This window comes from Nocardioides sp. P4_G4, assembly GCF_056401085.1.
Genome location: NZ_JBFUKA010000042.1, coordinates 1 through 22525, shown reverse-complemented (window position 1 = coordinate 22525; position 22525 = coordinate 1). Strand labels below are relative to the sequence as shown.

26 protein-coding genes are annotated in these 22525 nt (G+C 72.4%); 7 read left to right on the top strand and 19 right to left on the bottom strand.

The features are described from left to right. Nucleotides 1–16: 16 nt before the first annotated feature. Complete coding sequence (locus tag AC1DQF_RS11420; RefSeq protein WP_477525335.1) at nucleotides 17–1273, bottom strand: MFS transporter; 1257 nt, start codon at nucleotides 1271–1273, stop codon at nucleotides 17–19. Between the two features lie 126 nt (nucleotides 1274–1399). On the opposite strand from AC1DQF_RS11420, the gene AC1DQF_RS11415 reads away from it, so the two are divergent. Continuing rightward, complete coding sequence (locus tag AC1DQF_RS11415) at nucleotides 1400–1831, top strand: hypothetical protein (RefSeq protein WP_477525334.1); 432 nt, start codon at nucleotides 1400–1402, stop codon at nucleotides 1829–1831. An 18-nt stretch (nucleotides 1832–1849) separates the two neighbouring features. Here the strand turns inward: AC1DQF_RS11415 and AC1DQF_RS11410 are convergent, their stop codons facing one another. The 9 genes from AC1DQF_RS11410 to AC1DQF_RS11370 all read right to left on the bottom strand — a co-directional run bounded on the left by AC1DQF_RS11410 (nucleotide 1850) and on the right by AC1DQF_RS11370 (nucleotide 9612). Further along, nucleotides 1850–2053 (bottom strand): hypothetical protein, encoded by a 204-nt coding sequence (locus tag AC1DQF_RS11410; RefSeq protein ID WP_477525333.1) that lies wholly within the window; start codon nucleotides 2051–2053, stop codon nucleotides 1850–1852. Nucleotides 2054–2123: 70 nt separating this feature from the next. Beyond that, complete coding sequence (gene mutM / locus AC1DQF_RS11405; RefSeq protein WP_477525332.1) at nucleotides 2124–3026, bottom strand: bifunctional DNA-formamidopyrimidine glycosylase/DNA-(apurinic or apyrimidinic site) lyase; 903 nt, start codon at nucleotides 3024–3026, stop codon at nucleotides 2124–2126. A gap of 9 nt (nucleotides 3027–3035) precedes the next feature. Further along, nucleotides 3036–3686, bottom strand: a complete 651-nt coding sequence (rnc, locus tag AC1DQF_RS11400) for a ribonuclease III (RefSeq protein WP_477525331.1) — start codon at nucleotides 3684–3686, stop codon at nucleotides 3036–3038. A gap of 83 nt (nucleotides 3687–3769) precedes the next feature. Then, nucleotides 3770–3955 carry a 50S ribosomal protein L32 gene (gene rpmF / locus AC1DQF_RS11395; protein ID WP_056924925.1) on the bottom strand — a complete coding sequence of 62 codons (186 nt, stop codon included), beginning with the start codon at nucleotides 3953–3955 and terminating at the stop codon, nucleotides 3770–3772. Between the two features lie 43 nt (nucleotides 3956–3998). Then, nucleotides 3999–4574: a YceD family protein gene (locus AC1DQF_RS11390; protein WP_477525330.1), complete on the bottom strand. Its 576-nt coding sequence runs from the start codon at nucleotides 4572–4574 to the stop codon at nucleotides 3999–4001. Between the two features lie 93 nt (nucleotides 4575–4667). Then, nucleotides 4668–5156, bottom strand: coding sequence for a pantetheine-phosphate adenylyltransferase (gene coaD, locus AC1DQF_RS11385; RefSeq protein ID WP_477525348.1), 489 nt, complete (start codon nucleotides 5154–5156; stop codon nucleotides 4668–4670). 8 nt (nucleotides 5157–5164) lie between these two features. Further along, complete coding sequence (gene rsmD / locus AC1DQF_RS11380) at nucleotides 5165–5770, bottom strand: 16S rRNA (guanine(966)-N(2))-methyltransferase RsmD (RefSeq protein ID WP_477525329.1); 606 nt, start codon at nucleotides 5768–5770, stop codon at nucleotides 5165–5167. Continuing rightward, the gene (locus AC1DQF_RS11375) at nucleotides 5767–7974 is read right to left on the bottom strand and encodes an ATP-dependent DNA helicase RecG (RefSeq protein WP_477525328.1); all 2208 of its coding nucleotides are present in this window, start codon (nucleotides 7972–7974) and stop codon (nucleotides 5767–5769) included. The genes rsmD and AC1DQF_RS11375 overlap by 4 nt, the downstream gene beginning before the upstream one ends. Before the next feature lie 3 nt (nucleotides 7975–7977). Continuing rightward, complete coding sequence (locus AC1DQF_RS11370) at nucleotides 7978–9612, bottom strand: DAK2 domain-containing protein (protein ID WP_477525327.1); 1635 nt, start codon at nucleotides 9610–9612, stop codon at nucleotides 7978–7980. 196 nt (nucleotides 9613–9808) lie between these two features. Between AC1DQF_RS11370 and rpmB the strand changes: the two genes are divergently transcribed. After that, entirely contained in the window at nucleotides 9809–9994 is a 186-nt protein-coding gene (gene rpmB / locus AC1DQF_RS11365) for a 50S ribosomal protein L28 (protein ID WP_056885645.1), read from the top strand. Between the two features lie 83 nt (nucleotides 9995–10077). On the opposite strand, the gene AC1DQF_RS11360 is transcribed toward rpmB, so the two are convergent. After that, on the bottom strand, nucleotides 10078–11040 hold the full coding sequence (locus tag AC1DQF_RS11360) for a thiamine-phosphate kinase (protein WP_477525326.1): 963 nt from the start codon (nucleotides 11038–11040) through the stop codon (nucleotides 10078–10080). A 66-nt stretch (nucleotides 11041–11106) separates the two neighbouring features. On the opposite strand from AC1DQF_RS11360, the gene AC1DQF_RS11355 reads away from it, so the two are divergent. Next, the gene (locus AC1DQF_RS11355; RefSeq protein ID WP_056885646.1) at nucleotides 11107–11343 is read left to right on the top strand and encodes an Lrp/AsnC ligand binding domain-containing protein; all 237 of its coding nucleotides are present in this window, start codon (nucleotides 11107–11109) and stop codon (nucleotides 11341–11343) included. Continuing rightward, the gene (locus AC1DQF_RS11350) at nucleotides 11322–11834 is read left to right on the top strand and encodes a DUF3515 domain-containing protein (RefSeq protein WP_477525325.1); all 513 of its coding nucleotides are present in this window, start codon (nucleotides 11322–11324) and stop codon (nucleotides 11832–11834) included. Before AC1DQF_RS11355 ends, AC1DQF_RS11350 begins: the two co-directional genes overlap by 22 nt. Nucleotides 11835–11871: 37 nt before the next feature. Here AC1DQF_RS11350 and AC1DQF_RS11345 read toward each other — a convergent pair whose 3' ends face one another. Further along, nucleotides 11872–12987 carry a D-alanine--D-alanine ligase family protein gene (locus AC1DQF_RS11345; RefSeq protein WP_477525324.1) on the bottom strand — a complete coding sequence of 372 codons (1116 nt, stop codon included), beginning with the start codon at nucleotides 12985–12987 and terminating at the stop codon, nucleotides 11872–11874. A 32-nt stretch (nucleotides 12988–13019) separates the two neighbouring features. Here AC1DQF_RS11345 and AC1DQF_RS11340 point away from each other — a divergent pair, with 32 nt between their 5' ends. Then, nucleotides 13020–14117: a trans-sulfuration enzyme family protein gene (locus tag AC1DQF_RS11340; RefSeq protein WP_477525323.1), complete on the top strand. Its 1098-nt coding sequence runs from the start codon at nucleotides 13020–13022 to the stop codon at nucleotides 14115–14117. Nucleotides 14118–14183: 66 nt separating this feature from the next. Here AC1DQF_RS11340 and AC1DQF_RS11335 read toward each other — a convergent pair whose 3' ends face one another. Further along, the gene (locus AC1DQF_RS11335; protein ID WP_477525322.1) at nucleotides 14184–15185 is read right to left on the bottom strand and encodes an NAD(P)H-dependent glycerol-3-phosphate dehydrogenase; all 1002 of its coding nucleotides are present in this window, start codon (nucleotides 15183–15185) and stop codon (nucleotides 14184–14186) included. Then, nucleotides 15182–15940: a lysophospholipid acyltransferase family protein gene (locus AC1DQF_RS11330; RefSeq protein ID WP_477525321.1), complete on the bottom strand. Its 759-nt coding sequence runs from the start codon at nucleotides 15938–15940 to the stop codon at nucleotides 15182–15184. The genes AC1DQF_RS11335 and AC1DQF_RS11330 overlap by 4 nt, the downstream gene beginning before the upstream one ends. A gap of 59 nt (nucleotides 15941–15999) precedes the next feature. Between AC1DQF_RS11330 and cofC the strand changes: the two genes are divergently transcribed. Further along, on the top strand, nucleotides 16000–16656 hold the full coding sequence (cofC, locus tag AC1DQF_RS11325) for a 2-phospho-L-lactate guanylyltransferase (RefSeq protein WP_477525320.1): 657 nt from the start codon (nucleotides 16000–16002) through the stop codon (nucleotides 16654–16656). A 22-nt stretch (nucleotides 16657–16678) separates the two neighbouring features. Here the strand turns inward: cofC and AC1DQF_RS11320 are convergent, their stop codons facing one another. The 3 genes from AC1DQF_RS11320 to leuC form a co-directional block, all read right to left on the bottom strand. After that, a complete protein-coding gene (locus AC1DQF_RS11320; protein WP_477525319.1) occupies nucleotides 16679–17443 on the bottom strand; it encodes an HU family DNA-binding protein in 765 nt (254 codons plus the stop codon). A gap of 154 nt (nucleotides 17444–17597) precedes the next feature. Further along, on the bottom strand, nucleotides 17598–18203 hold the full coding sequence (leuD, locus tag AC1DQF_RS11315; protein WP_477525318.1) for a 3-isopropylmalate dehydratase small subunit: 606 nt from the start codon (nucleotides 18201–18203) through the stop codon (nucleotides 17598–17600). A 3-nt stretch (nucleotides 18204–18206) separates the two neighbouring features. Further along, the gene (gene leuC / locus AC1DQF_RS11310; RefSeq protein WP_477525347.1) at nucleotides 18207–19619 is read right to left on the bottom strand and encodes a 3-isopropylmalate dehydratase large subunit; all 1413 of its coding nucleotides are present in this window, start codon (nucleotides 19617–19619) and stop codon (nucleotides 18207–18209) included. 131 nt (nucleotides 19620–19750) lie between these two features. Between leuC and AC1DQF_RS11305 the strand changes: the two genes are divergently transcribed. After that, nucleotides 19751–20473 (top strand): IclR family transcriptional regulator, encoded by a 723-nt coding sequence (locus tag AC1DQF_RS11305; RefSeq protein ID WP_056885655.1) that lies wholly within the window; start codon nucleotides 19751–19753, stop codon nucleotides 20471–20473. Nucleotides 20474–20502: 29 nt separating this feature from the next. On the opposite strand, the gene AC1DQF_RS11300 is transcribed toward AC1DQF_RS11305, so the two are convergent. Together AC1DQF_RS11300 and AC1DQF_RS11295 are read right to left on the bottom strand one after the other, a co-directional pair. Then, nucleotides 20503–20985: a methylated-DNA--[protein]-cysteine S-methyltransferase gene (locus tag AC1DQF_RS11300; RefSeq protein ID WP_477525317.1), complete on the bottom strand. Its 483-nt coding sequence runs from the start codon at nucleotides 20983–20985 to the stop codon at nucleotides 20503–20505. A 1-nt stretch (nucleotide 20986) separates the two neighbouring features. After that, entirely contained in the window at nucleotides 20987–22522 is a 1536-nt protein-coding gene (locus AC1DQF_RS11295; RefSeq protein WP_477525346.1) for an AlkA N-terminal domain-containing protein, read from the bottom strand. Nucleotides 22523–22525 lie beyond the last annotated feature (3 nt).

Here is a 22525-nt window from a genome sequence, read left to right as displayed (position 1 = left end):
GCGGTGATCCAACCACTCATCCCGCCGCGCGCGTCGTCTCCTCGTCGGCGTGCGCGATGTTCGCGAGCTGGCGCCACACCAGTGCGAGCGTGAGCCCCGAGCCGATGAAGGCGAACCACCACGGCGCCGTGACGCCCCACCGGTGCGCGATCAGCCCGCCGAGCAGCGAGCCGAGCAGCATGCCGCCCATCACGCAGAGCATGTAGACGGATCCGACCCGACCCTGGAACTCGGTGGGCACCGCCCGCTGCCGCACCGCCTGCGAGAGCGTCCCCCAGATGAAGGCGTAGGCACCGAAGAAGAACATCAGCGGGTACGCCGCCCACGGCGACGTGGTGAGCGCCATCGCGAGGTGGAACACCACCTCGCACGCGAGGACCGAGCGCATCAGGGTGGCGAGCGGGACCCGCTTCTCCACCCGCCCGTACGCCGACGTCCCGAGCAGCCCGCCGAGCGCCGCCGCCGTGGTGAGCAGGCCGAAGCCGGCCTCGTCCATGCCGACCCGCTCCAGCGACCACAGCACCAGCACCGACCACGGGGCCGCCCACGTGATGTTGAAGGCCACGATCACCAGGGCGAGGGTCCGCACCGGCCTGTTGCCGGCGAGCCAGCGCACGCCCTCGGCGATGTCCTGGCGGACGTGGGTCTCGACGTGCGCGCGCACCGCGCCACGCGGCGTACCGATGCGGGAGACCAGGACGACGCCGAGGGCGACGCAGACGGTCTGGATCATGAACGGCAGCGCCATCCCCGCCGCGAAGATCACCGCCCCCAGGGCCGGCCCGACGAGCTGGTTCGCGGTGAGGAAGCCCACCTGGATGCGGGCGTTGGCGATCCCGAGGTCCGGCTTGTCGACGAGCATCGGCAGCAGGGTGCCGGTGGAGGAGTCCGCGAACACCTCGGCCAGCCCGACGAGGAACATCGCGCCCATGACCATCCAGATGTTGACGTGCCCGGTGAGGATCACGCCGCAGAGGCCCGCCAGTACCACGGCACGCGCGGCGTCCATCACCATCACCAGCAGCCGCCGGTCGAGTCGGTCGGCCAGAGCCCCGGCGACCAGCCCGAAGACCAGCCACGGCAGCTGGAAGGCCATCGCCGATGCGGCCACCAGCACCGGGTTGCGGGTCTGGGAGGCGACCAGCAGCGGACCGGCCGCCATCATCAGGCCGTCGCCGAGGTTGGTGGTCCACGACGAGGCGACCAGCCAGCGGAAGGAGGTCCCCAGCCGCTGGGGGAAGACCGTCTCGACGACGCGGCTGGCGGGGCTCACAAGGACAGGAGCCTAGTCGCGCCAGGCACCCACCCCAACGGGTTATCCACCCTTCCGCGCACGCCCGGTCGCAGTGACACTGACCGGGGCCGGAGGGGCCGGCCGACATCAGTCAAGGGAGACTCGATGATCCGCACCACAGGAGTCGTCGCCACCGCCGCCATCGCCCTGCTCGTGCCCGTCGGCAGCGCCGACGCGACACTGCCGGGGACCGCCGAGCGAGGCACGTCCATCGCCGGCACGTGGAAGGGCGGGGTGTACGGCGACAACGGCGGCGCCGCCGGCTACTCGGCCAAGGTGACCCTCAGGAAGAACGACCGCGGCCGGTGGGTCGGGCGGGTCGCCTACCCGGGCACCTGCTCGGGACGATGGGCGTTCAAGGGCAGGTCAGGTGGCTCGTTCCGTTTTCGCGAGCGGATCACCGACGACCCCGCGGGCGGCGAGACCTGTGTCTCCCCCGTCAACGTGAGGACGCGACGCGAGGGTGCCAAGCTGCGCGTCACGTGGACGGAGCCGCGCAGCGGCGACAGCGCGACGATGCTCGCCAAGCGGGCCTGAGGGACCCGGTGGTCTCCCTCAGGCCGGGAGCATCTCCGGGTCGAGGGCGGCCGCCGTCCGCGCGCCCTGGAGGCGTGCTTCGAGCTGGTCGTTCTCGGCCTGCAGCCGGAGGACCAGGTTCTCCAGCTCGGTGACGCGCGTGCGCAGCCGACGGTTGTCGGACGCGAGGCGGACGGACGTGCGGGGGTCGCCGGCCAGGTGGCCGATCAACGCCTTGGCCATGGATCAGCCCTTTCGGTGGGGATGCCCGGAAGCGGGCCATCTACAAGAGTCCCACCGCGCTGGCGGACGGTCAACGGGCACCGGCGCGGCGCGGCGTACGACCGGGTGAGGCGCGCGGAGGGCGCTGGCACTGCGGACAGAAGTACGACGACCGGTTCATGAAGGCCACGCGGCGGATCGGCGTCCCGCACCGCTCGCACGGCTCCCCCTCGCGGCCGTAGGCGTGCAGCGACCGTTCGAAGTAGCCGGACTCGCCGTTGACGTTGACGTAGAGCGCGTCGAAGGACGTGCCGCCCTGGGCCAGCGCGTCGGTCATCACGTCGCGGGCGTGGCCGATGAGCTCACGGACCTGGGCGGCGGCGAGCCGCTCGCCCGGGCGCTCGCCGTGGATGCGGGTGCGCCAGAGCGCCTCGTCGGCGTAGATGTTTCCGACCCCCGAGACGAGGGACTGGTCGAGCAGCTGGCGCTTGATCGCGCTGGCGCGCCGACGGACGCGGCGCACGAAGTCGGCCTCGTCGAACTCCGGGTCGAGCGGGTCGCGGCCGATGTGGGCGATCTCGGTCGGCAGGTGCGCACCCCCGTCGGAGACCAGCAACCCACCGAACATCCGCTGGTCCACGAAGCGCATCTCGAGCGGCCCGTCCTCGGTGGCCAGCTCGAACCGCACCCGCAGGTGCCGCTCGTCCGGGGCGCCGGGGTGGTGGAGCAGCATCTGGCCGCTCATGCCGAGATGGCCCAGCAGCGCGTCCCCGGGCCGGTCGCCGTCGCCGTCGAGGGCGAGCCAGAAGTACTTGCCGCGGCGTCGGACGGCCTCGATCCGGCGGTCCACCAGGGCGGCCACGAACCCGTCGCTCCCCCGCGGGTCGCGGCGCAGCGGGCGCGGGTGCAGGACCTCGACGCCGACGATGCGGCTTCCGGTCACGTGGCGCTGGAGGCCGGCACGGACGACCTCGACCTCGGGCAGCTCAGGCACGGGACGGCGTCAGGGCTGCGTGACGAGCTCGGGGTGGGCCTCGGTCAGCTCGCCGTAGGCGGTCTTGGCCGCACCCTGCTCGGCTTCCTTCTTGGAGCGGCCGGTACCACGGCCGTAGAGCTCCTCGCCGACCCGGACCCGGGCGACGAAGGTCTTCATGTGGTCGGGACCGTCGTCCTCGATGACGTACTCCGGCACGCCGAGGCCGAGGGTGGCCGACAGCTCCTGGAGGGAGGTCTTCCAGTCGAGGCCGGCGCCCATGGACGCGGCCTCCTCCATGAGCGGGTCGAACAGGCGGTGCACGACGTCGGCCGAGGCCTCGATGCCGCCGGAGAGGTGGATGGCCCCGATGACCGCCTCGACGGTGTCGGACAGGATCGAGGCCTTGTCACGACCACCGGTGGTCTCCTCGCCGCGGCCCAGCTTGATGTGCCGGCCGAGGTCGAGGTCGCGGGCCACGCCCGCGAGTGCGCGCGCGTTGACGACCGCGGCGCGCAGCTTGGCCAACCGTCCCTCGGAGAGGTCCGGGTGGGTGGTGTAGAGCGTCTCGGTCACGACGACCCCCAGCACCGAGTCGCCCAGGAACTCCAGGCGCTCGTTGGTGGGGATGCCGCCGTTCTCGTACGCGAACGACCGGTGCGTCAGGGCGCGGTCGAGCAACCCGGGATCCAGGATCGGATCTCCGAGCGCTCGGCGCAGGTCGTCGGTGGTCAGCGAACCGTCAGCTCTGGTGAGAGCTGGTCTCAGAGGACCTGGCGACGGTCGGCGCGGGCGCCGTACTGACCGCACGTGCCGCACGCGCGGTGCGGGAGGTGCTTGGCACCGCAGGCGGGGTTGGCGCAGGTCACCAGGGTGGGGGCCACGGCCTTCCACTGCGACCGGCGGTGGCGCGTGTTGCTTCGCGACATCTTCCGCTTCGGGACAGCCACTGTTATCTCCTGTTTTACATCGGCCGGACGTACGTCCGGTTGGTCAGTCTGTGGTGGTGCTCGGGTCCTGCGTCAGGGCGGTGAGCCCGGCCCAGCGCGGGTCGATCGGTTCCTCGTGCGAGTGCTCGGGGTCATCGGCCAGTCGTGCACCACACTCGGCGCACAGTCCGGGACAGTCGTCCTCGCACAACGGGGTGAACGGTAGTGCGAGCACCACCGCGTCCCGCAGCAGGGGTTCGAGGTCGAGCAGGTCGTCCTCGAGCCGACTGGTCTCGTCGTCGAGGTCGTGGTCGTCGTGCGCCACGGCCTTGTCGTGCTGGTCGGCGTACACGAACAGCTCCTGCAGCGTCACGTCGACCTCGTCGTCGATCCGCTCCAGGCACCGTGCGCACTCACCCTCGAGCACGGCGGTTGCCGTGCCCGAGACCAGCACTCCCTCCATGACCGCCTCGAGGCGCAGGTCCAGCTGGACCGGCGACCCCTCGGGGACACCGAGGACTTCGATACCCAGCTCTGCCGGTGCCGGCACCGTGATGCTCACGTCCCGCTGGGACCCCGGGCGGCGGCCGAGCTCGCGTGTATCGAGCACGAGCGGCGCTCTCGGGTCCAGGCTGGTCATGAAGTCACTTCCGGTGTCCGGACACAAACAGAACCTCGGAATCGTAGCCGCCGCGTGTCGGGTGGAGCAAAACGGCCGGTCCGGAGCGGCCGGTCAGCCCTGCTGCCGCTCGGCCAGCCTGGCGGTCAGCCGCTCCAGCACGAAGTCGGGGACCAGGCCGGACACGTCGCCGCCGAACGTCGCGACCTCCTTGACCAGCGAGGAGGCGAGGAAGGACCACTCCGGGCTGGTGGGCACGAACACCGTCTCGATGGGCGCCAGGGACGAGTTCATCTGGGCCATCTGGAGCTCGTAGTCGAAGTCGCTGACCGCCCGCAGTCCCTTGACGATCGCCCGCACGTCGTGGGCGAGGCAGAAGTCGGTGAGCAGGCCGGTGAAGGAGTCGACGCGGACGTTGTCCCAGCCCGCGCACGCCTCGGTGAGCATGGCGATGCGCTCGTCGGCGGAGAAGAGGCGGGTCTTGGRGGCGTTGACCCCGACCGCGACGACCACCTCGTCGAAGAGGCCGGCGGCCCGCTCGACGATGTCGAGGTGGCCGTTGGTCACGGGGTCGAAGGACCCGGGGCACACGGCGCGGTGCAGCGGCATGATCAGCCCTCCGTCGGCGCTGGGGTCGGGTCGGGACCGGGGTCCCGCGAGGCGCGGTGACCGTACCAAAGCATCGTCTCGCCGTACCTCTTCGACCGCTCCCCCGCCAGCCCGTCTGGCCAGGCGAGCGCGGGTCCGCGCGACGCGCGCTCCACGACCACCAGCGCCCCCGGCACCAGCCAGTGGCCCTCGACGAGCGCGGCCAGGACCGCGACCACCTCGTCGTCGTGCAGCGGGTAGGGCGGGTCCATGAAGACCACGTCGTACGGCGCCGACGGCGGCTTGCGGAGCACCGCGGCCACCGTCTGGGCCAGCACGTCGGCGCGCGCGAAACCGAGGGTGGTCGCGTTGCGGGCGATGAGCGCGGCCGTACGCCGATCCTGCTCCACCAGCGTCACCACCCCGGCGCCCCGCGACCAGGCCTCCAGCCCGACGGCGCCGGAGCCCGCGTAGAGGTCGAGGAAGCGGAGCCCGTCGAGCGATCCGCACCACGCCTCGACGGCCGAGAAGAGCGCCTCGCGCACCCGGTCGCTGGTCGGACGGGTCTGTGAGCCCCGCGGTGTCGCCAGCCGGCGTCCCCCGGCACTACCCCCGATGATCCGCGTCACGACTTCTCCAGGAACCCTGACGCGCTGGAGAGCTCGACGGCCCGGACGGCGGCGGCGAGGTCGGGGGTGGCGGCGAGCTGGGGGTCGGCGGCCAGCAGCGACTCGGCCGCGTCCCGGGCCCGGTCGATGGTGGCCGCGTCGCGCAGCACGCGCAGGCTCACGAGGCTGGAGCGGAAGCCGGACTGGTTGGCGCCCAGGACGTCGCCCTCGCGGCGCTGCTCGAGGTCGATGCGGCTGAGCTCGAAGCCGTCCGTCGTCGACGCCACGGCATCGAGGCGCTCGCGGGCCGGCGAGCCCGCCTCGGCGCCCGAGACCAGCAGGCACAGGCCCGGCAGCCCGCCACGTCCGACGCGTCCACGCAGCTGGTGGAGCTGGGAGACGCCGAAACGGTCGGCGTCGAGGAGCACCATCGTGGTGGCGTTGTGGACGTCGACGCCCACCTCGATGACGGTGGTGGAGATGAGCACGTCGATGTCCCCGGCAGCGAAGGCCCGCATGGTGCGGTCCTTCTCGTCGGCCGGCAGCCGCCCGTGGAGCACGGCGACCCGCAGGCCCGCCAGCGGTCCCGCGGTGAGGTCGGCGTGGACGTCCTCGACGGCGGCGAGCCTGCGACGCGACGCGACGACCTCGCCGTCCTCGTCGACGTCGAGCTGGTCGCTCTCGCCCTCCTCCTGGGTGTCACCGCTGATGCGCGGGCACACGACATACGCCTGGTGACCGGCCTCGACCTCCTCGCGGACGCGCTGCCAGACCCGCGAGATCCAGGACGGCTGCTCGGCGAGGGGCACGACGTTGGTCTGGATGGGCGCCCGCCCGGCCGGCAGCTCGGACAGCACCGAGGTCTCGAGGTCCCCGAAGACGGTCATCGCAACGGTGCGCGGGATGGGCGTCGCCGTCATCACCAGCACGTGGGGCGGGGTGCCGACCTTGTCGGTCAGGGCGGCGCGCTGCTCCACCCCGAACCGGTGCTGCTCGTCGACCACGACGAGGCCCAGGTCGGCGAGCTCCACGGACTGCTCGAGCAGGGCGTGGGTGCCGATCACGATCCCTGCCTCCCCCGACGCCATCTGCTGCAGTGCTCCGTCCCGGGCAGTCTTACCCATCGAGCCCGTGAGCAACACCACCGAAGTGGCGTACGCGGCCCCGCCGAGCATGCCGCCCTGCGCGAGGTCCCCCAGCATGGCGCTGACGGACCGGTGGTGCTGCTGGGCGAGCACCTCGGTGGGTGCCAGCAGCACCGCCTGTCCACCGGAGTCGACCACCCGCAGCATCGCGCGCAGCGCGACGAGGGTCTTGCCCGAGCCGACCTCGCCCTGGAGGAGGCGGTTCATCGGGTGGTCGCGGGCCAGCTCCTCCTCGACGAGCTCGCCGATCTCGCGCTGGCCGGCGGTGAGCTCGAAGGGCAGGCGCGCGTCGAAGGCCTCCAGCAGTCCGCCTCCACCCGTGCGGGACCGGGCCCCCAGGGCCCGTTGCGCGGCGCGCCGCCGGGCCAGCACCAGCTGGAGGACCAGGGCCTCCTCGAAGCGGAACCGCTTCTGGGCGGCGCCGACCTGGGCGTAGTCGTCGGGACGATGGGCCAGGCGCAGCGCCGTCATGATGTCCAGGACGTCGTACTGGCGGCGCAGCTCGGGGGTGAGCACGTCGGGGACCCCGGTGACCAGGTCGAGCGCCATAGCGACGACCCGGATCAGGTCCCAGACGTAGAGCCGGTGGGTCAGCGGGTAGACCGGCAGCAGCTTGGGCAACGAGGCCGCCTCGCCGTCCTCGCCGAACATCAGCTGGTGCGGCTGCTCGAGCTGCCAGGTGTGGTGGAAGAGCTTGGCCTTGCCGGTGAAGAGCCCCCGGCTCCCCGCCCTCATCTCGGCGGCGTTCTTCTCGGCCTGGGCGGCGTACGGGCTGAAGAACGACAGGGTGAAGTCGGGTCCGTTGGTACGGATCCTGACCTCGGTGCGGTACTGCCGCTTCTTGTGGGCGAAGAACTCGGTCACCCGCGAGGAGGCCACCTCGCCCACGACGGACATCATCTGGCCGACAACGGGCTCGGCGACCTCGGAGAGCTCGGTGGAGGTGACGTAGCGGCGGGGCATGTGGTGGAGCAGCTCGCCGATCGTGCCGATGCCGAGGCCCTCCTCGACGAGCTTGCGCTTGGCGTGGCTGCGGCCGAAGACCGCCGCCACCGGTGAGTCCGGGGTGATCGCGACCATCGACTACTCCACGCTCACCAGGACCGGGTAGCGCTCCTGGCCCCCGTCGTAGACCGTGACGTCGATGTGGGGGTGGACCCTCTCGACGTACGCCGCGGCGCGGGACGCCACGTCGGCCCCGCCCTGGCCGGCCACGATCGTCACCAGCTCCCCGCCACCGCCGAGCAGTCGCTCCACGACGTCGCAGGCGACGACGTCCAGGTCGTCGCCGACCACCGCGAAGTCGCCCGCGATCACGCCCAGCACGTCGCCGGGCTCGCACGGTCCGGCCATCGTCATCGCCTGCCGGGCCGCGACGGTGACCGCGCCGTGGCGCGCGTGGCGGGCGGTGGCGGTCATCTCGCGGACGTCCTGGTCGAAGGTCCGCCCGGGCTCGTGCACGGCCAGCGCCGCGAGTCCCTGCACCTGGGCGAGGCTGGGGATCACCTCGACCCGGATCCCGCCCTCCTGCTCGGCGGTGCGGGCCGCGATCTCCGMCACCCGCACGGAGTCGGCGTCGTTGGGCAGCAGCACGACCTCGCTCGCGCCGCACGAGTGGACGGCCTCGAGGAGCTGGCCGGTCGAGGGTCGGCGGCCCGGCCCGCCGAGCACGACCACCGCGCCGGCCTCCTCGAAGAGGTCGGCGAGACCGGGGCCGGCGGCCACCGCGACGACGGCGCGCTGCCGGGTGGTCGGCGGACGGCGGACCTCGGCGACCTGCTCCGCGAAGTGGGTCACCCGCACCCGGTGCGGGCGTCCGGCCTCGATGCCGGCCTCGATCGCCGCACCCACGTCGTCGACGTGGACGTGGACGTTCCACAGGCCACCGCCGCCGACCACGACGAGGCTGTCCCCGAGGGTGTCGAGGACCGCGCGCAGCGGGCCGAGCGCGTCGTCCTCGGCGTCGAGGAGGTACATCACCTCGTAGGCCGGGCCGTCCTCGGTGAGGTGGTCCCCGGCGATGGGGTGCGGCACGGGGATGCGGTGCCCGGTGAGTGCGACGGGCTCGGGTCGTCGTCCCGTCGACACCGTCTCTGCCGCGTCGAGCACGACGCACAACCCGCGTCCCCCGGCGTCGACGACCCCGGCGTCGGCGAGCTGCTGGAGCTGCTCGGGGGTGTGGAGCAGCGCGGCGCGGGCGGCGGCCGCGGCCGCGGCGAAGACGTCACGGGCCCGGGCACCCTCACCGGCGGCGCGCTCGATCGCTGCGTCCGAGGCGGCCCTGGCGACGGTGAGGATGGTGCCCTCCACGGGTCGCCCGACCGCCGCATAGCTCGCGTCGGTCGCCTGCTGCATGGCCTCGGCGACGATACGGGCGCTGCGCTCCCCGGCGGACACCTCCCGCAACCGGGCGGCGTACGCACCGAGCATCTGGCTCAGGATGACCCCGGAGTTGCCGCGGGCACCGAGCAGCGCCCCGCGGGACAGCACGGCGAGCGCGTCGCCGAGCGGCAGGTCGGGCTGCCGGTCGACCGCCTCGCGCAGGGCGTCGCGGGCCGCGGAGACGGTGAGGAACATGTTGGTGCCGGTGTCCCCGTCCGGCACGGGATAGACGTTGAGGGCGTCGATCTCCTCGCGTGCGCCACCGAGCGCGTCGGAGGCGATGTCGACGAAGCGCAGGATCGAGGTGGTCGAGATGCCGTGGGGTACGGTCTCCATCCCTGCGTGCCCTCCCCATGCTTCGGCCCTGTGCTGAACGTCCCGGTGCGAGTGCCACAGGGTAGTGCCACCCGCGTCGTCCACGGCGACCGCTTCGATTTCATGCCATCCGAGTTTGTCGGATAGTCTGGCGCGGTTGCCCGCTGACATCTCCGCGGGCCCCCATGGGAAATCCTCGAACTGATCGGAGTGCACGGTGGCTGCCGTCTGCGACATCTGCGCCAAGAAGCCGGGCTTCGGCAACAACCGTCCTTGGTCGCGCAAGATCACCAAGCGTCGTTTCAACCCGAACATCCAGCGCGTCCGGGCGACCGTCAACGGCACGCCCAAGCGCATGAACGTCTGCACCGGCTGCCTCAAGGCCGGCAAGGTCTCGCGCTGACCCGCTGACACACGTCGTCGAAGGCCCCGTCCCTGCTGGGACGGGGCCTTCGTCGTACCCGGGACCGAGCGCCCGGGCGACGGTCAGAAGTGGGTCCAGCCGGTCGGTCCGTCGTACGCCGCCCCGTCGACCGTGACACCCTCACCGTCGGTGACCGTCCCGACGACGAGCCAGCCCTCGGGAACCGCGGCGCGGTCGGGGAACGTCGCCAGCAGCGCGTGGTCGTCGCCCCCGCCGAGGATGAAGCCGAGGGGGTCTGCGCCCAGGGCCGCGCCCACGGCGGTGAGTGGCTCGGCGATCTCGAAGGCGTCACTGCGCACGTCGATCGCGACCCCGCTCTCCCGGGCGAGGTGGCCGGCCTCGGCCAGCAGTCCGTCGGAGATGTCGATCATGGACGTCGCGCCGGCCTCGGCGGCGACCAGGCCCGCGTCGTACGGCGGCTCGGGACGGCGATAGGCCTCGACCAGCACCCGGGGCGACCGGAACCCGCGACCGAGCACGGCCAGTCCCCCGGCGGCCCACCCCTGGCGCCCGTGGAGGGCCAGCACGTCGCCGGACGCTGCGCCACTGCGCACGACCGGTGCCTGCGTGCACGCGCCGAGGACGGTGACCGCGATGACGACCTCGTCGGCCCGGGTCACGTCACCGCCGACGACGCTCGCGCCGACCAGCGCGGCCTCGGCGGCGAAGCCTCGGGCGAAGTCGAGGGCCCACTGCACCGGGAGATCGGCCGGCATGGCCATCCCGATCGTCAACGAGTGCGCCCGCCCGCCCATCGCGTTGACGTCGGAGAGGTTCTGGGCGGCGGCACGGTGGCCCACGTCCTCGGCGCTGGCCCAGTCACGGCGGAAGTGGCGACCCTCCACCATCAGGTCGGTCGAGACCACCACGTGGCCGTTGCGGATGCGTAGCACGGCGGCGTCGTCCCCGGGCCCGATGAGCACGTGCTCGCCCTGGGCGAAGATGGCCCCGAGCTGCTCGATCAGGCCGAACTCGCCGGCATCGGCGATGGTCGCGTCGGGTGCGTTCGAGGCTGGGGAAGACATGCCTCCCATCACATCAGACGACGCGGTAGGTTGGCCGACGACACATCCGAGAAGCAAGGAGTCCAGATGGTCGTCCAGGCCTACATCCTCATCCAGACCGACGTCGGCAAGGCCGCGGAGGTCGCCGCCGCGATCGCCCAGGTCAAGGGCGTCACCCTCGCCGAGGACGTCACGGGCCCCTACGACGTCATCGTCCGCGCCGAGGCCCGCAACGTCGACGAGCTGGGCAAGCTGGTCGTCTCCAAGGTGCAGAGCCTCGACGGCATCACGCGCACGCTCACGTGCCCCGTCGTCCACATCTGACACCGCAGTCCTCGCGCCCCGCGTCCACCCGGACGCGGGGCGCAGCTGCGCTCGCGCTCTCCCTGTGCCTGCTGGCATCCCTGGCGGGCTGCTCGGACGAGCCTGACCTGCCCGACCTGTCCGAGGGCGACGCCGCCGCCTGCGCCGACCTCGTCGGCGCCCTGCCCGACCGACTCGCCGACGAGCCGATGACGGACAGCGACGACCGCACCGCCTCGTGGGGCGACATCGAGCTGACGTGCGGGGTGGACAGACCCGCCGAGTACGACGAGTACGCGCCGTGCCTGGAGATCCGGCGGGTCGGCTGGTTCGTGCCCGACGCCGAGCTCGAGGACCTCGCCGGCGACGCCACCGCGACGGCGCTGACCGTCACCCCCTACGTCGCCCTGCACGTCCCCGCCGACCAGCGCGACGCCGGGGTGGACCAGATGCTGACCGAGCTGGCGGGTCCGGTGAGGTCCGAGCTGGAGCCGACCGAGCCCTGCCACTGACCGAGCTGACCGGGCCGCCGGACGGCGTGGGGTCGGCTCAGCGCAGGCCGGTGTCGCGCTCCAGCGCGAGGGTGAGGAGCCGGTCGACCAGGGCCGCGTAGTCCACGCCCGACTCGGCCCACATCTGCGGGAACATCGAGGTCGGGGTGAAGCCCGGCATGGTGTTGAGCTCGTTGATGACCAGCGTGTGCTCGGGCGTCACGAAGAAGTCGACGCGCGCCAGCCCCTCGCAGGACAGGGCGTCGAAGGCGCGCACCGCGAGCCGCCGCAGCTCGTGCTCGACGTCGGGCGGCAGGTCGGCCGGCAGGTCGATCTCGGTCTGCTGGTCGGCGAGGTACTTGGCCTCGAAGTCGTAGAACTCGTGGTCGCCGCCCGTGCGGACCTCGGCGGGACGGCTCGTCTCGGGGGCGCCGTCACGGGTGCCCAGCACGCCGCACTCGACCTCGCGTGCCCCCACCATCGCCTGCTCGACCAGCACCTTGGGGTCGTGCTCGAAGGCGAGCTCCAGGCACTCCCCGACCTCGGAGGCGTCGTGGATCTTGCTGATCCCGATGCTCGAGCCACCGCGCGCGGGCTTGGCGAAGGCCGGGAAGCCCAGGCCCTCGACCCGGGCCAGCACGCCGGCGGGGTCGGTCTCCCACTCCCGACGGGTCACGGTGGTGCCGGGGGTGACGGGCAGCCCGGCGGCCGCGAGGACGACCTTCATGAAGGCCTTGTCCATGCCCACCGCGGAGGCGAGCACGCCGGAGCCGACGTAGCGCACGCCGGCCATCTCCAGCATCCCCTGGAGGGTGCCGTCCTCGCCCCACGGACCGTGGAGCAGCGGGAAGACGACGTCGACCTCACCGATGATCTCGGGCACCTGCGCGGCGCGGGTGATGACCAGGTCGGTCTCCCCCTCGGCGCCCAGCATCGCGACCATGGCGCGGCTGCCGTCGACCTCGGGGAGGTCCGCGCCGTTGATCGCGAGTCGCGCCGGGTCGTCGGCCTCGAGCACCCAGCGTCCGTCGGTGGCGATGCCCACGGGCACCACGTCGTACCGGTCGCGATCGATGGCCGCGAGCACGCTGCCGGCGGTGACGCAGGAGATGCCGTGCTCGCTGGACCGGCCGCCGAAGACGACGGCGACGCGGGGCTTGCGGGGCTCGTTCATTGTCGTGACCCTATCGGCCTAGTCTGGCCCGCATGGCAGCCGACTCGCCCACCCCGACCAACCCCGCGCCCGCCCTCAGCCCCGCCACGATCGCGGTGACGGCGGGTCGTCCGGCGCACGTGCCGGACGCGCCGCTCAACACGCCGATCACGATGGCGAGCACGTACGTAGCGGGGGGCGACCTCGAGTACGGCCGCTACGGCAACCCGACGTGGACGGCGCTCGAGGAGGCGATCGGCGCCCTGGAGGGTGGGCGCTGCCTCACCTTCTCCTCCGGGCTCGCCGCCGTGTCGACCGTGCTGGACCTGGTGGGCAACGGTGCCAAGGTGGTCGCCCCGCGCGGCGCCTACAACGGCACGATCATGCAGCTGGCCGACCTGGAGTCCCGCGGCCGGATCCGTGCCGAGCTGGTCGACATCACCGACACGGCGGCCGTCGTCGCCGCGTGCGAGGACGCCGCCCTGGTGTGGCTGGAGTCGCCCACCAACCCGGGCCTCGAGCTCGCCGACATCCCGACGATCCGGGCCGCGGCGCACGAGGCGGGGGCCTACGTGGTCGTCGACAACACCTTCGCCACTCCCCTGCTCCAGACCCCGCTCGCCGACGACGTCGACATCGTCGTGCACTCGGCGACCAAGTTCCTGGCCGGCCACAGCGACGTGCTGCTCGGGGCGATCTGCACCCGCGACGACGAGCTCTTCGCCGTCCTCAAGGGCCGTCGCGACCTGCTCGGCGCCGTGCCCGGCACGCTGGAGGCCTGGCTGGTGCTGCGCGGCCTGCGCACCCTGCACCTGCGCGTCGAGCGGGCCCAGGCCAACGCCCAGGAGCTCGTACGCCGCCTCGCCGAGCACCCGGCCGTCGGTGAGGTCCGCTACCCCGGCTTCGGCGCGATCACCTCGATCGTGCTGGCCCAGGGCGCGATGGCCGCCGACCTGCTCACCCACAAGACCACGCTGTGGGTGCACGCCACCTCGCTCGGCGGGGTCGAGTCGACCTTCGAGCGCCGGCGCCGCTGGAAGACCGAGTCGTCGACGGTGCCCGAGGGCCTGGTGCGGCTCTCGGTGGGGGTGGAGGACGTCGAGGACCTCTGGAACGACCTGCGCGCCGCGCTGGACGGCTGCGTCGGCTGACGCGCTTCCCAGCCGCACGGAAGTGCCCGGTCGGCACGTCCCAGCCGCACGGAAGTGCCCGGTCGATCAGTCCGTCTCGGCCTTGGTGTCGCGGGCGATGAAGGCGTTCATCATCTCCAGCGCGGTGATCCGGCCGTCCACGACGGCGTCCACGTGCTCGGCGATGGGGGCGTCGACCCCGGTCGCGCGAGCCAGGGCGAGCAGCGACTTGCAGGACTTGGCGCCCTCGGCGACCTGGCTGGTGGAGGCGTAGATCTCGGCGGTCGTCATGCCCTTGCCGAGGTTCTCGCCGAAGGTGCGGTTGCGCGACAGCGGGGACGAGCACGTCGCGACGAGGTCGCCGAGCCCGGCCAGGCCCATCAGGGTCAGCGGGTTGGCGCCCTGAGCCGTCGCGAGCCGCGCGGTCTCGGCGAGCCCGCGCGTGATGACCGATGCGGTGGTGTTGTCGCCGAACCCCAGCCCGACGGCCATGCCGACTGCGAGGCCCACGACGTTCTTGTAGGCGCCGCCGATCTCGCAGCCCAGCACGTCGGTGGAGGTGTAGGGCCGGAAGGCGGCGGTGTGGAACAACCGCTGGAGGCGCCGGGCGACGTCCTCGTCGGCGCAGGCGACCACCGAGGCGGCGGGCTCGCGGCGGGCGATCTCCTTGGCCAGGTTGGGTCCGCTGACGACCGCGATCCGCTCGGGACCGGCGCCGGTGACCTCCGCGATGACCTCGCTCATCCGGTCCAGCGTGCCGAGCTCCACGCCCTTCATCAACGAGACGAGCACGGCCTTCTCGGGGATGAGCGGCGCCCACTCGGTGAGGTTCTCGCGCAGGGTCTGTGACGGCACCGTCAGCACCACGACGTCCGCGTCGGCGGCGGCGTCGGCGGCATCCGTCGTGGCGCGGACGCTGGCGGGGAGCTCGATGCCGGGGAGGTACCCGGTGTTCTCGCGCCGGGTGTTGATGGCCTCGGCGACCTCCTCGCGACGGGCCCACAGCACGACGTCGTTGCCGGCGTCCCCGAGCACGACGGAGAAGGCGGTCCCCCACGAGCCGGCGCTGAACACTGCGACCTTGGTCATCCACGATCCTTCTTGTTGGGGTCGCCGATGGGGCGGACGCCGCGGGCGCGCGGGTCGAACCTCTCGGCCGGGGGCTGCGCACCGCGGAGCTCGGCGACGATGTCGGTGATCGCCGTCATGATCCGCTCGGTCGTCGCGTCGACGACCTCCCGCGTCTGCGGCAGGGCCCGCAGGTCGTCGATCGGCACCGGGGCGCCGGCCTTCATCACCACGTGCTTGCGCGGGACGAGGTGCGGGTGCTTCGAGTACGGCGGCAGCACCTCCTGCGCGCCCCAGTGCCCCACCGGGATCACCGGCACGCCGGTGGCCAGCGCGATGCGGGCCGCACCGGACTTGCCCTTCATCGGCCACAGGTCGGGGTCTCGGGTCAGCGTGCCCTCCGGGTAGACGACGACGCACTCGCCGTCGTGGACGGCGCGCACCGCGGCGTCGTACGCACCGATGGCGTTGCGGGTCAGGCGCTCCACCGGGATCTGCTGCGCCGAGCTCAGGACGGTGCCGACGAACCGGGTGCGGAACAGGCTCGACTTGGCGAGGTAGCGCGGGATGCGACCGTGGTCGTAGACGAAGTGCGCCGTCAGCAGCGGGTCGACGTGCGAGATGTGGTTGGCCACCACGATGCAGCCACCCTCGGCCGGTATCCGGGTGCCGTCGATCCACGTGCGTGACGTCGCACCCAGCAGCGTCGGCTTGATGACCGACGCCGCGAACGTGATGGCCCACCCCCGTCGGGACTGGAGCTTCCTGACCGACACCTCGCCGCCTCTCTGATCGTGGACCCGCAGGCTACTCGCCCCGTGACAGGATCACTGCGATGTCTGCCGCCTCCTTCGTCGTGATCCTCCCGGTCAAGCCGCCGGCGCTGGGGAAGTCCCGCCTGCGCGGCCTTCCGGACGCCCAGCGACGCGACCTCGCCGCCGCCTTCGCCCGCGACACGGCGGCCGCCGCTCGCCGTACGCCGGGGGTCGTCGCGGTCCTGGCGGTCACCGACGACTACCGCTTCGCGCGCGAGCTGGCCGACGACGGCTGCGAGGTGATCCCGGACGGCGTGAGCGAGGACCTCAACGCCACGCTGCGCCAGGCCGCGGCGGAGGTTGACCGCCGTTGGCCCGGCGTCACGCCGGTCACCCTGTGCGCCGACCTCCCGGCGCTCGTGCCCGACGACCTCGCCTCCGCGCTCCAGGAGGTCACCGGACCGACGTTCGTCCGCGACGCCGGTGGAACAGGCACCACGGCGTACGCCGCCCCGGTGGATCGCTTCGAACCCCACTTCGGGCCCGGCTCGGCCGCCCGGCACCTCCGGTCCGGTGCGCGTGAGGTCGTGGCTCCGGCCAGGACGCTGCGCCTCGACGTCGACGACCTCGGCGACCTCGATGGGGCCCTCGTGCTGGGCGTCGGCGCCCACACCGACGGTGCCCTCTCGGCAGGATCGAGGCGCGGGCACGCCGACGGCGGGCCACCCGAGGGGTGACCCGCCGCGGCGCGAGGAACGACTAGGACTTCTTGGCGGTCGTCTTCTTCGCGGTGGTCGTCTTCGCGGGAGTCGTCTTCGCGGTGGTCTTCTTCGCGACGGGGGCCTTCTTGGCCGCCGTCGTCTTCGAGGCCGTCGTCTTGGCGGCCGTCGTGGTCGACGCAGCCTTCTTGGCGGGGGCCTTCTTCGCAGTGGTCGACGCGGTGGACGTCGCCTTCTTCGCGGGCGCCTTCTTCGCGGGCGCCTTCGTGGCCGTCGACTTCGCGGCCGTCGACTTCGTGGCCGTCGACTTCGTGGCCGGAGCCTTGGTGGCGGGCGCCTTCCTGGCCGTCGACTTCGCCGCCGTCGACTTCGCCGCGGTCTTGGCAGGAGCCGACTTGCTGGCGGTCGACCGCGAGCCGGGCGTCGCGCGCTTGGCGGCCGCGGTGACCGTGCCGGTCGCGACGGCGGCGACCGTGCGGACCGATGGCGGCTTGGGCATGGTGGCCGCGGTCAGCTTGGGCAGCTTCTTCGCGCCCGAGACGATGTTCTTGAGGTCCTGGCCGGGAGAGAACTTCGGCACCGACTTCTTCTTCGACTTCATCCGCTCACCGGTCTGCGGGTTGCGGACCCAGCGGGCGTTGCGGACCGTCTTCTCGAAGGAGCCGAAACCGGTGATCGCGACCTTCTCCCCCTTGGCCACCTCACGCGTGATGGTGTCGAGCACGGAGTCGAGCGCGTGCGCAGCCTGCTTGCGGTTCCCCTCGTAACGCGCGGCGAGCGCGTCGATGAGCTGAGACTTGTTCACTGTCTTCCCTTCCAATGAACTCAAGGTGCCGAGCCCGTGCCCGACCCATTCCTTGGCACGCTAGGCACACGTGGCGTGCGTCACAATCACCACGGGCCGGTTTCCCCTTGTTTTTTGGGGGTTCCGGCCCGTGGCGGGGAAGGTGCGGGGTCGATCAGGCGTGCTGCGTGGCCGGCTTCCAGCTCGGTCGCGTGGCCTCGTACGCCGTGATGTCGGCCTCGTTGCCCAACGTGATGCCGATGTCGTCGAGGCCCTCGAGCAGGCGCCAGCGCGTGTAGTCGTCGATGTCGAAGGAGTCCTCGATCGCGTCGGGACCCTCACCGGCACGCACGGTCCGCGACTCGAGGTCGACGGTCACCGTGGCGCCGGGGTGCTCCTCGAGGTGGTCCCACAGGCGCTGCACGACCTTCTCGTCGACCTGCGCCGCGACCAGTCCGRACTTGCCGGAGTTGCCGCGGAAGATGTCGGCGAAGCGCGCGGAGATGACGGCCTTGAAGCCGTAGTTCTGCAGCGCCCACACGGCGTGCTCGCGCGAGGAGCCGGTGCCGAAGTCGGGGCCCGCGACCAGCACGGTGCCGGCGGCGTACGCCGGCGTGTTGAGGACGAAGGACTCATCGCCTCGCCAGGCCGCGAAGAGGCCGTCCTCGAAGCCGGTGCGGGTGACCCGCTTGAGGTAGACCGCCGGGATGATCTGGTCGGTGTCCACGTTGCTGCGGCGCAGCGGCACGCCGACGCCGGTGTGGGTGGTGAAGGGCTCCATGGCTCAGGCCTCCTGGGTGACGAGATCGGCGGGGGACGACAGGGTTCCGCGGATCGCGGTGGCGGCCGCGACCGGCACGGACACGAGGTGGGTGCGACCGCCCTTGCCCTGACGGCCCTCGAAGTTGCGGTTGGACGTGGACGCGCTGCGCTCCTGCGGGGCGAGCTGGTCGGGGTTCATGCCCAGGCACATCGAGCAGCCCGCGCCGCGCCACTCCGCACCCGCGGCGATGAAGACCTTGTCCAGGCCCTCCTCCTGCGCCTGCAGCCGCACCCGCACGGAGCCGGGGACGACGAGCAGCCGGGTGCCGTCCGCGACGGTGTGTCCCTCGAGGATCCGGGCGGCGAGCCGCAGGTCCTCGATGCGACCGTTGGTGCACGAGCCGACGAACACCGTGTCGACCCTGATGTCCTTCATCGCGGTGCCGGCCTCGAGGCCCATGTACTCCAGGGCCTTCTCGGTGGCGACCTTGTCGTTGGGCTCGTCGAAGTCGTCCGGCCCGGGGACCGTGGCGCCCAGCGGCACCCCTTGGCCGGGGTTGGTGCCCCACGTGACGAACGGTGTCATCTCACTGGCGTCGAGGACGATCTCGGCGTCGAACTCCGCGTCGTCGTCGGTGCGCAGGCTGCGCCAGTGCTCGACGGCCGCGTCCCAGTCGGCACCCGTGGGGGCCTCGGGCTTGCCCTCGATGTAGTCGAAGGTCGTCTGGTCGGGAGCGATCATGCCCGCCTTGGCGCCCCACTCGATCGACATGTTGCAGACCGTCATCCGACCCTCCATGGAGAGCGCCTCGATGGCCGGCCCGCGGTACTCCACGATGTAGCCCTGCCCGCCACCGGTGCCCGTGTGCGCGATGAGCGTCAGCACCATGTCCTTGGCGGTGACACCCTCGGGCAGCGCGCCGTTGATGGTCACGGCCATCGTCCTCGGCTTCGCCTGCATCAGCGTCTGGGTGGCGAGCACGTGCTCGACCTCGGAGGTGCCGATGCCGAAGGCGATGGCCCCGAAGGCGCCGTGGGTCGAGGTGTGCGAGTCGCCGCACACGATCGTCATGCCCGGCTGGGTGAGGCCGAGCTGCGGACCGACGACGTGCACGATCCCCTGCTCCACGTCACCGAGCGGGTGCAGACGGACGCCGAACTCGGCGGCGTTCTTGCGCAGCGTGTCGACCTGCGTCTTGCTCACCGGGTCGGCGATCGGCTTGTCCCAGTCGATCGTGGGGACGTTGTGGTCCTCGGTCGCCAGCGTCAAATCGGGGCGTCGGACCCGGCGTCCGGCGAGGCGCAGTCCGTCGAAGGCCTGCGGGGAGGTGACCTCGTGGATGAGGTGGAGGTCGATGAAGAGGAGGTCGGGCTCTCCCTCGGCACTGCGGACGACGTGCTCGTCCCACACCTTCTCGGCCAGGGTCTTGCCCATGACGATCTCTCCTTCGTGGTGGCCGCGTACGACGGTGGCGCCCGCGACGCGTGGGTGGTCCAGGGGGCCCTGGGTGGTGGTCTCCGACACTACCGCTTGCGTCCCATGATCTGAGACGGCAGTATTGCCATATGGACAACTCTAGCGGAGTCGGCGTGCTCGACAAGGCGGCCCTCGTGCTCTCGGCCCTCGAGTCGGGCCCCGCCACCCTGGCCGGTCTGGTCGCCGGCACCGGCCTCGCACGCCCCACGGCCCACCGGCTCGCGGTGGCGCTCGAGCACCACCGCCTCGTGGCCCGCGACATGCAGGGCCGCTTCGTCCTCGGACCCCGGCTGGCCGAGCTGTCCGCCGCCGCGGGCGAGGACCGCCTGCTCGCCGCCGCCGGCCCGGTGCTCGCCCGCCTGCGCGACATCACCGGTGAGTCCGCCCAGCTCTGGCGCCGCCAGGGCGAGCATCGCGTGTGCGTCGCCGCGGCCGAGCGTCCCTCCGGGCTGCGCGACACGATCCCGGTCGGCTCGCAGCTCACCATGCGCGCCGGCTCCGCCGCGCAGGTGCTGCTCGCGTGGGAGGACCCCGAGCGCATGCACCGCGGCCTCCAGAACGCCGCCTTCTCCGCCACCGCGCTGTCGGGCATCCGCCGCCGGGGCTGGGCCCAGTCGATCGGCGAGCGCGAGCAGGGTGTCGCCTCGGTGTCCGCCCCGGTCCGCTCCCCCGGGGGCAAGATCATCGCCGCCGTCTCCGTCTCGGGTCCCCTCGAGCGCCTCTCCCGGCAGCCCGGACGCATGCACGCGCCCGCCGTGCTCGCTGCGGCCGAGCGGCTCTCGGAGTCACTGCGCCGCGCCGCCGCCGAGTGAGGTCGGGACCGGCGCGACACTGACCCGCCTCAGAAGAGCGCGTCCTGCTCCAGGGAGAGCAGGGTCTGCTTGCGCTCCAGCCCACCGGCGTACCCGGTCAGCGTGCCGTTGGCTCCGATGACCCGGTGGCACGGGATCACGATCGGGATCGGGTTGCGCCCGTTGGCCAGCCCGACCGCGCGGGACGCGGCGTTGGTCATCCCCAGTCGGCGCGCGATCTCGCCGTACGACGCGGTGTCGCCGTAGCCGATGGTCTGCAGCTCGTCCCAGACCCGCTGCTGGAAGTCGCTGCCCTGTGGCGCGAGCGGGAGGTCGAACTCCTTGAGGTCGCGTCCGAAGTACGCGGCCAGCTGGCGCACGGCCTCTGCCAGGAGCGGGTGCTCGTCACTGCGCACTCCGAGGGGACGGCCGTCGGCCGGCTGCCGGAACGGAGTGAACTCGATGGCGCTGACGGCGCCCTCGCGTTCGATGATGCGCAGGTCGCCGATGGGTGAGGACATCACGGTCCACATGTCAGTTCTCCTCCGGAGCCGGGGTGTCGGGCATCAGGGTGTTCCACAGGTGCATGAGCGCGTAGGAGCGCCACGGGCGCCAGTGCTCGACGTCAGCGGTCCCGCCGAGGTCGTGCAGGACGTTGCGCACCGCGAGGTCCGTGGGCAGGAAGACGTCGGGGTGGYCCAACGCCCGCATCGCGACGTAGTCGGCCGTCCAGGGGCCGATGCCGGGCAGCTCCAGGAGCGCACGGCGTACGTCGTCGCGATCGGGTCCACGATCGAGCGCCACGGTCCCCGAGGCGAGGGCGGTGGCCAGCCCCACCAGCGCCCGACCCCGGGCGCGGGGCATCGGGAGGGCCTCGGGGTCCACCTGCGCCAGGGTGGCCGCGTCCGGGAAGAGGTGGGTCAGGCCCGGGACGTCCGACTCGATGCGGCGGCCGTGCTCGGCGACGATCCGACCGGTGACGGTGCGGGCGCCGGTCACGCTGACCTGCTGGCCGACGACGGTGCGCACGGCCGTCTCGTCCCCGTCGACCTGCCCCGGCACCCGCAGCCCGGGGGTGGCCCGTACGAGGTGGCCGATGACCGGGTCGTCGGCGAGGTGGTCGTCGACGGCCACCGGGTCGCAGTCGGCATCGAGCAGGCGGCGTACGCGCTCCACGGCCGCCGAGGTGTCGCGCAGGTCGTGCAGGGCGAAGTCGGCCGTCACGAAGGCCGTCTCGCCGGCCGCCGGCGAGTCGGCGAGCCCCAGGCGCACGGTGCCGGGGCCGTGGGGCAGGTCGAGGGTGCGGGCGTACCAACCGGGTCCGGCGACCTCCACGCCCGGCACCAGGTGGTAGGCGAGGAAGTCCAGGAGGCGGCGGCCCGCGAAGGGCGTGCGGACGGCCAGCCGCATCGTCACGGCTCCGCGGGCTACCGAGCGGGTGCGTCGACCCCGGAGCTCGGTGGGGCTCAGGGCGTAGACCTCGCGGACGGTCTCGTTGAACTGGCGGACGCTGGAGAAGCCGGCCGCGAACGCCACGTCGGTCAACGACATCTCGCTCGTCTCGATGAGCACCCGGGCGGTCTGGGCGCGCCGGGCCCGGGCCAGCGCGAGGGGCGGGGCGCCGAGCTCCTGGGTGAGCAGTCGGCCGAGGTGGCGTGGCGTGTAGCCGATGCGCCGGGCCAGGCCCTCGACGCCCTCGCGGTCGACCAGTCCGTCGCTGATGAGGCGCATCGCACGTCCGGCCACGTCGGCGGCGAGGTCCCAGTCGGGACTGCCCGGGGTGGCGTCGGGGAGGCAGYGCTTGCAGGCCCGGTACCCGGCCGACTGCGCGGCCGCGGCGGTGGGGTGGAAGGTGACGTTGCCCGGTGCCGGTGTCCGGGCCGGGCAGCTGGGTCGGCAGTAGATCCCCGTCGTGCGGACCGCGGTGTAGAAGACCCCGTCGAAGCGCCGGTCCTTGCTCTTCACCGCGCGGTAGCACGACTCCGGGTCGAGGAGGGCCAGGCGGGTCGCGGTCTTCACGAGGTCGAGTCTTGCCGAGACCGGGCCCAGGATCCAGCGGGAATCGGACACCGC

Excerpts from the sequence above, each read along its gene's own strand:
- AC1DQF_RS11415 (WP_477525334.1), top strand. The coding sequence starts at position 1,400 with ATGATCCGCACCACAGGAGTCGTCGCCACCGCCGCCATCGCCCTGCTC.
- AC1DQF_RS11410 (WP_477525333.1), bottom strand. The coding sequence starts at position 2,053 with ATGGCCAAGGCGTTGATCGGCCACCTGGCCGGCGACCCCCGCACGTCC.
- AC1DQF_RS11390 (WP_477525330.1), bottom strand. The coding sequence starts at position 4,574 with ATGACCAGCCTGGACCCGAGAGCGCCGCTCGTGCTCGATACACGCGAG.
- AC1DQF_RS11375 (WP_477525328.1), bottom strand. The coding sequence starts at position 7,974 with ATGGTCGCGATCACCCCGGACTCACCGGTGGCGGCGGTCTTCGGCCGC.
- AC1DQF_RS11360 (WP_477525326.1), bottom strand. The coding sequence starts at position 11,040 with ATGTCTTCCCCAGCCTCGAACGCACCCGACGCGACCATCGCCGATGCC.
- AC1DQF_RS11355 (WP_056885646.1), top strand. The coding sequence starts at position 11,107 with ATGGTCGTCCAGGCCTACATCCTCATCCAGACCGACGTCGGCAAGGCC.
- AC1DQF_RS11345 (WP_477525324.1), bottom strand. The coding sequence starts at position 12,987 with ATGAACGAGCCCCGCAAGCCCCGCGTCGCCGTCGTCTTCGGCGGCCGG.
- AC1DQF_RS11340 (WP_477525323.1), top strand. The coding sequence starts at position 13,020 with ATGGCAGCCGACTCGCCCACCCCGACCAACCCCGCGCCCGCCCTCAGC.
- AC1DQF_RS11335 (WP_477525322.1), bottom strand. The coding sequence starts at position 15,185 with ATGACCAAGGTCGCAGTGTTCAGCGCCGGCTCGTGGGGGACCGCCTTC.
- cofC (WP_477525320.1), top strand. The coding sequence starts at position 16,000 with ATGTCTGCCGCCTCCTTCGTCGTGATCCTCCCGGTCAAGCCGCCGGCG.
- leuC (WP_477525347.1), bottom strand. The coding sequence starts at position 19,619 with ATGGGCAAGACCCTGGCCGAGAAGGTGTGGGACGAGCACGTCGTCCGC.
- AC1DQF_RS11305 (WP_056885655.1), top strand. The coding sequence starts at position 19,751 with ATGGACAACTCTAGCGGAGTCGGCGTGCTCGACAAGGCGGCCCTCGTG.
- AC1DQF_RS11300 (WP_477525317.1), bottom strand. The coding sequence starts at position 20,985 with ATGTGGACCGTGATGTCCTCACCCATCGGCGACCTGCGCATCATCGAA.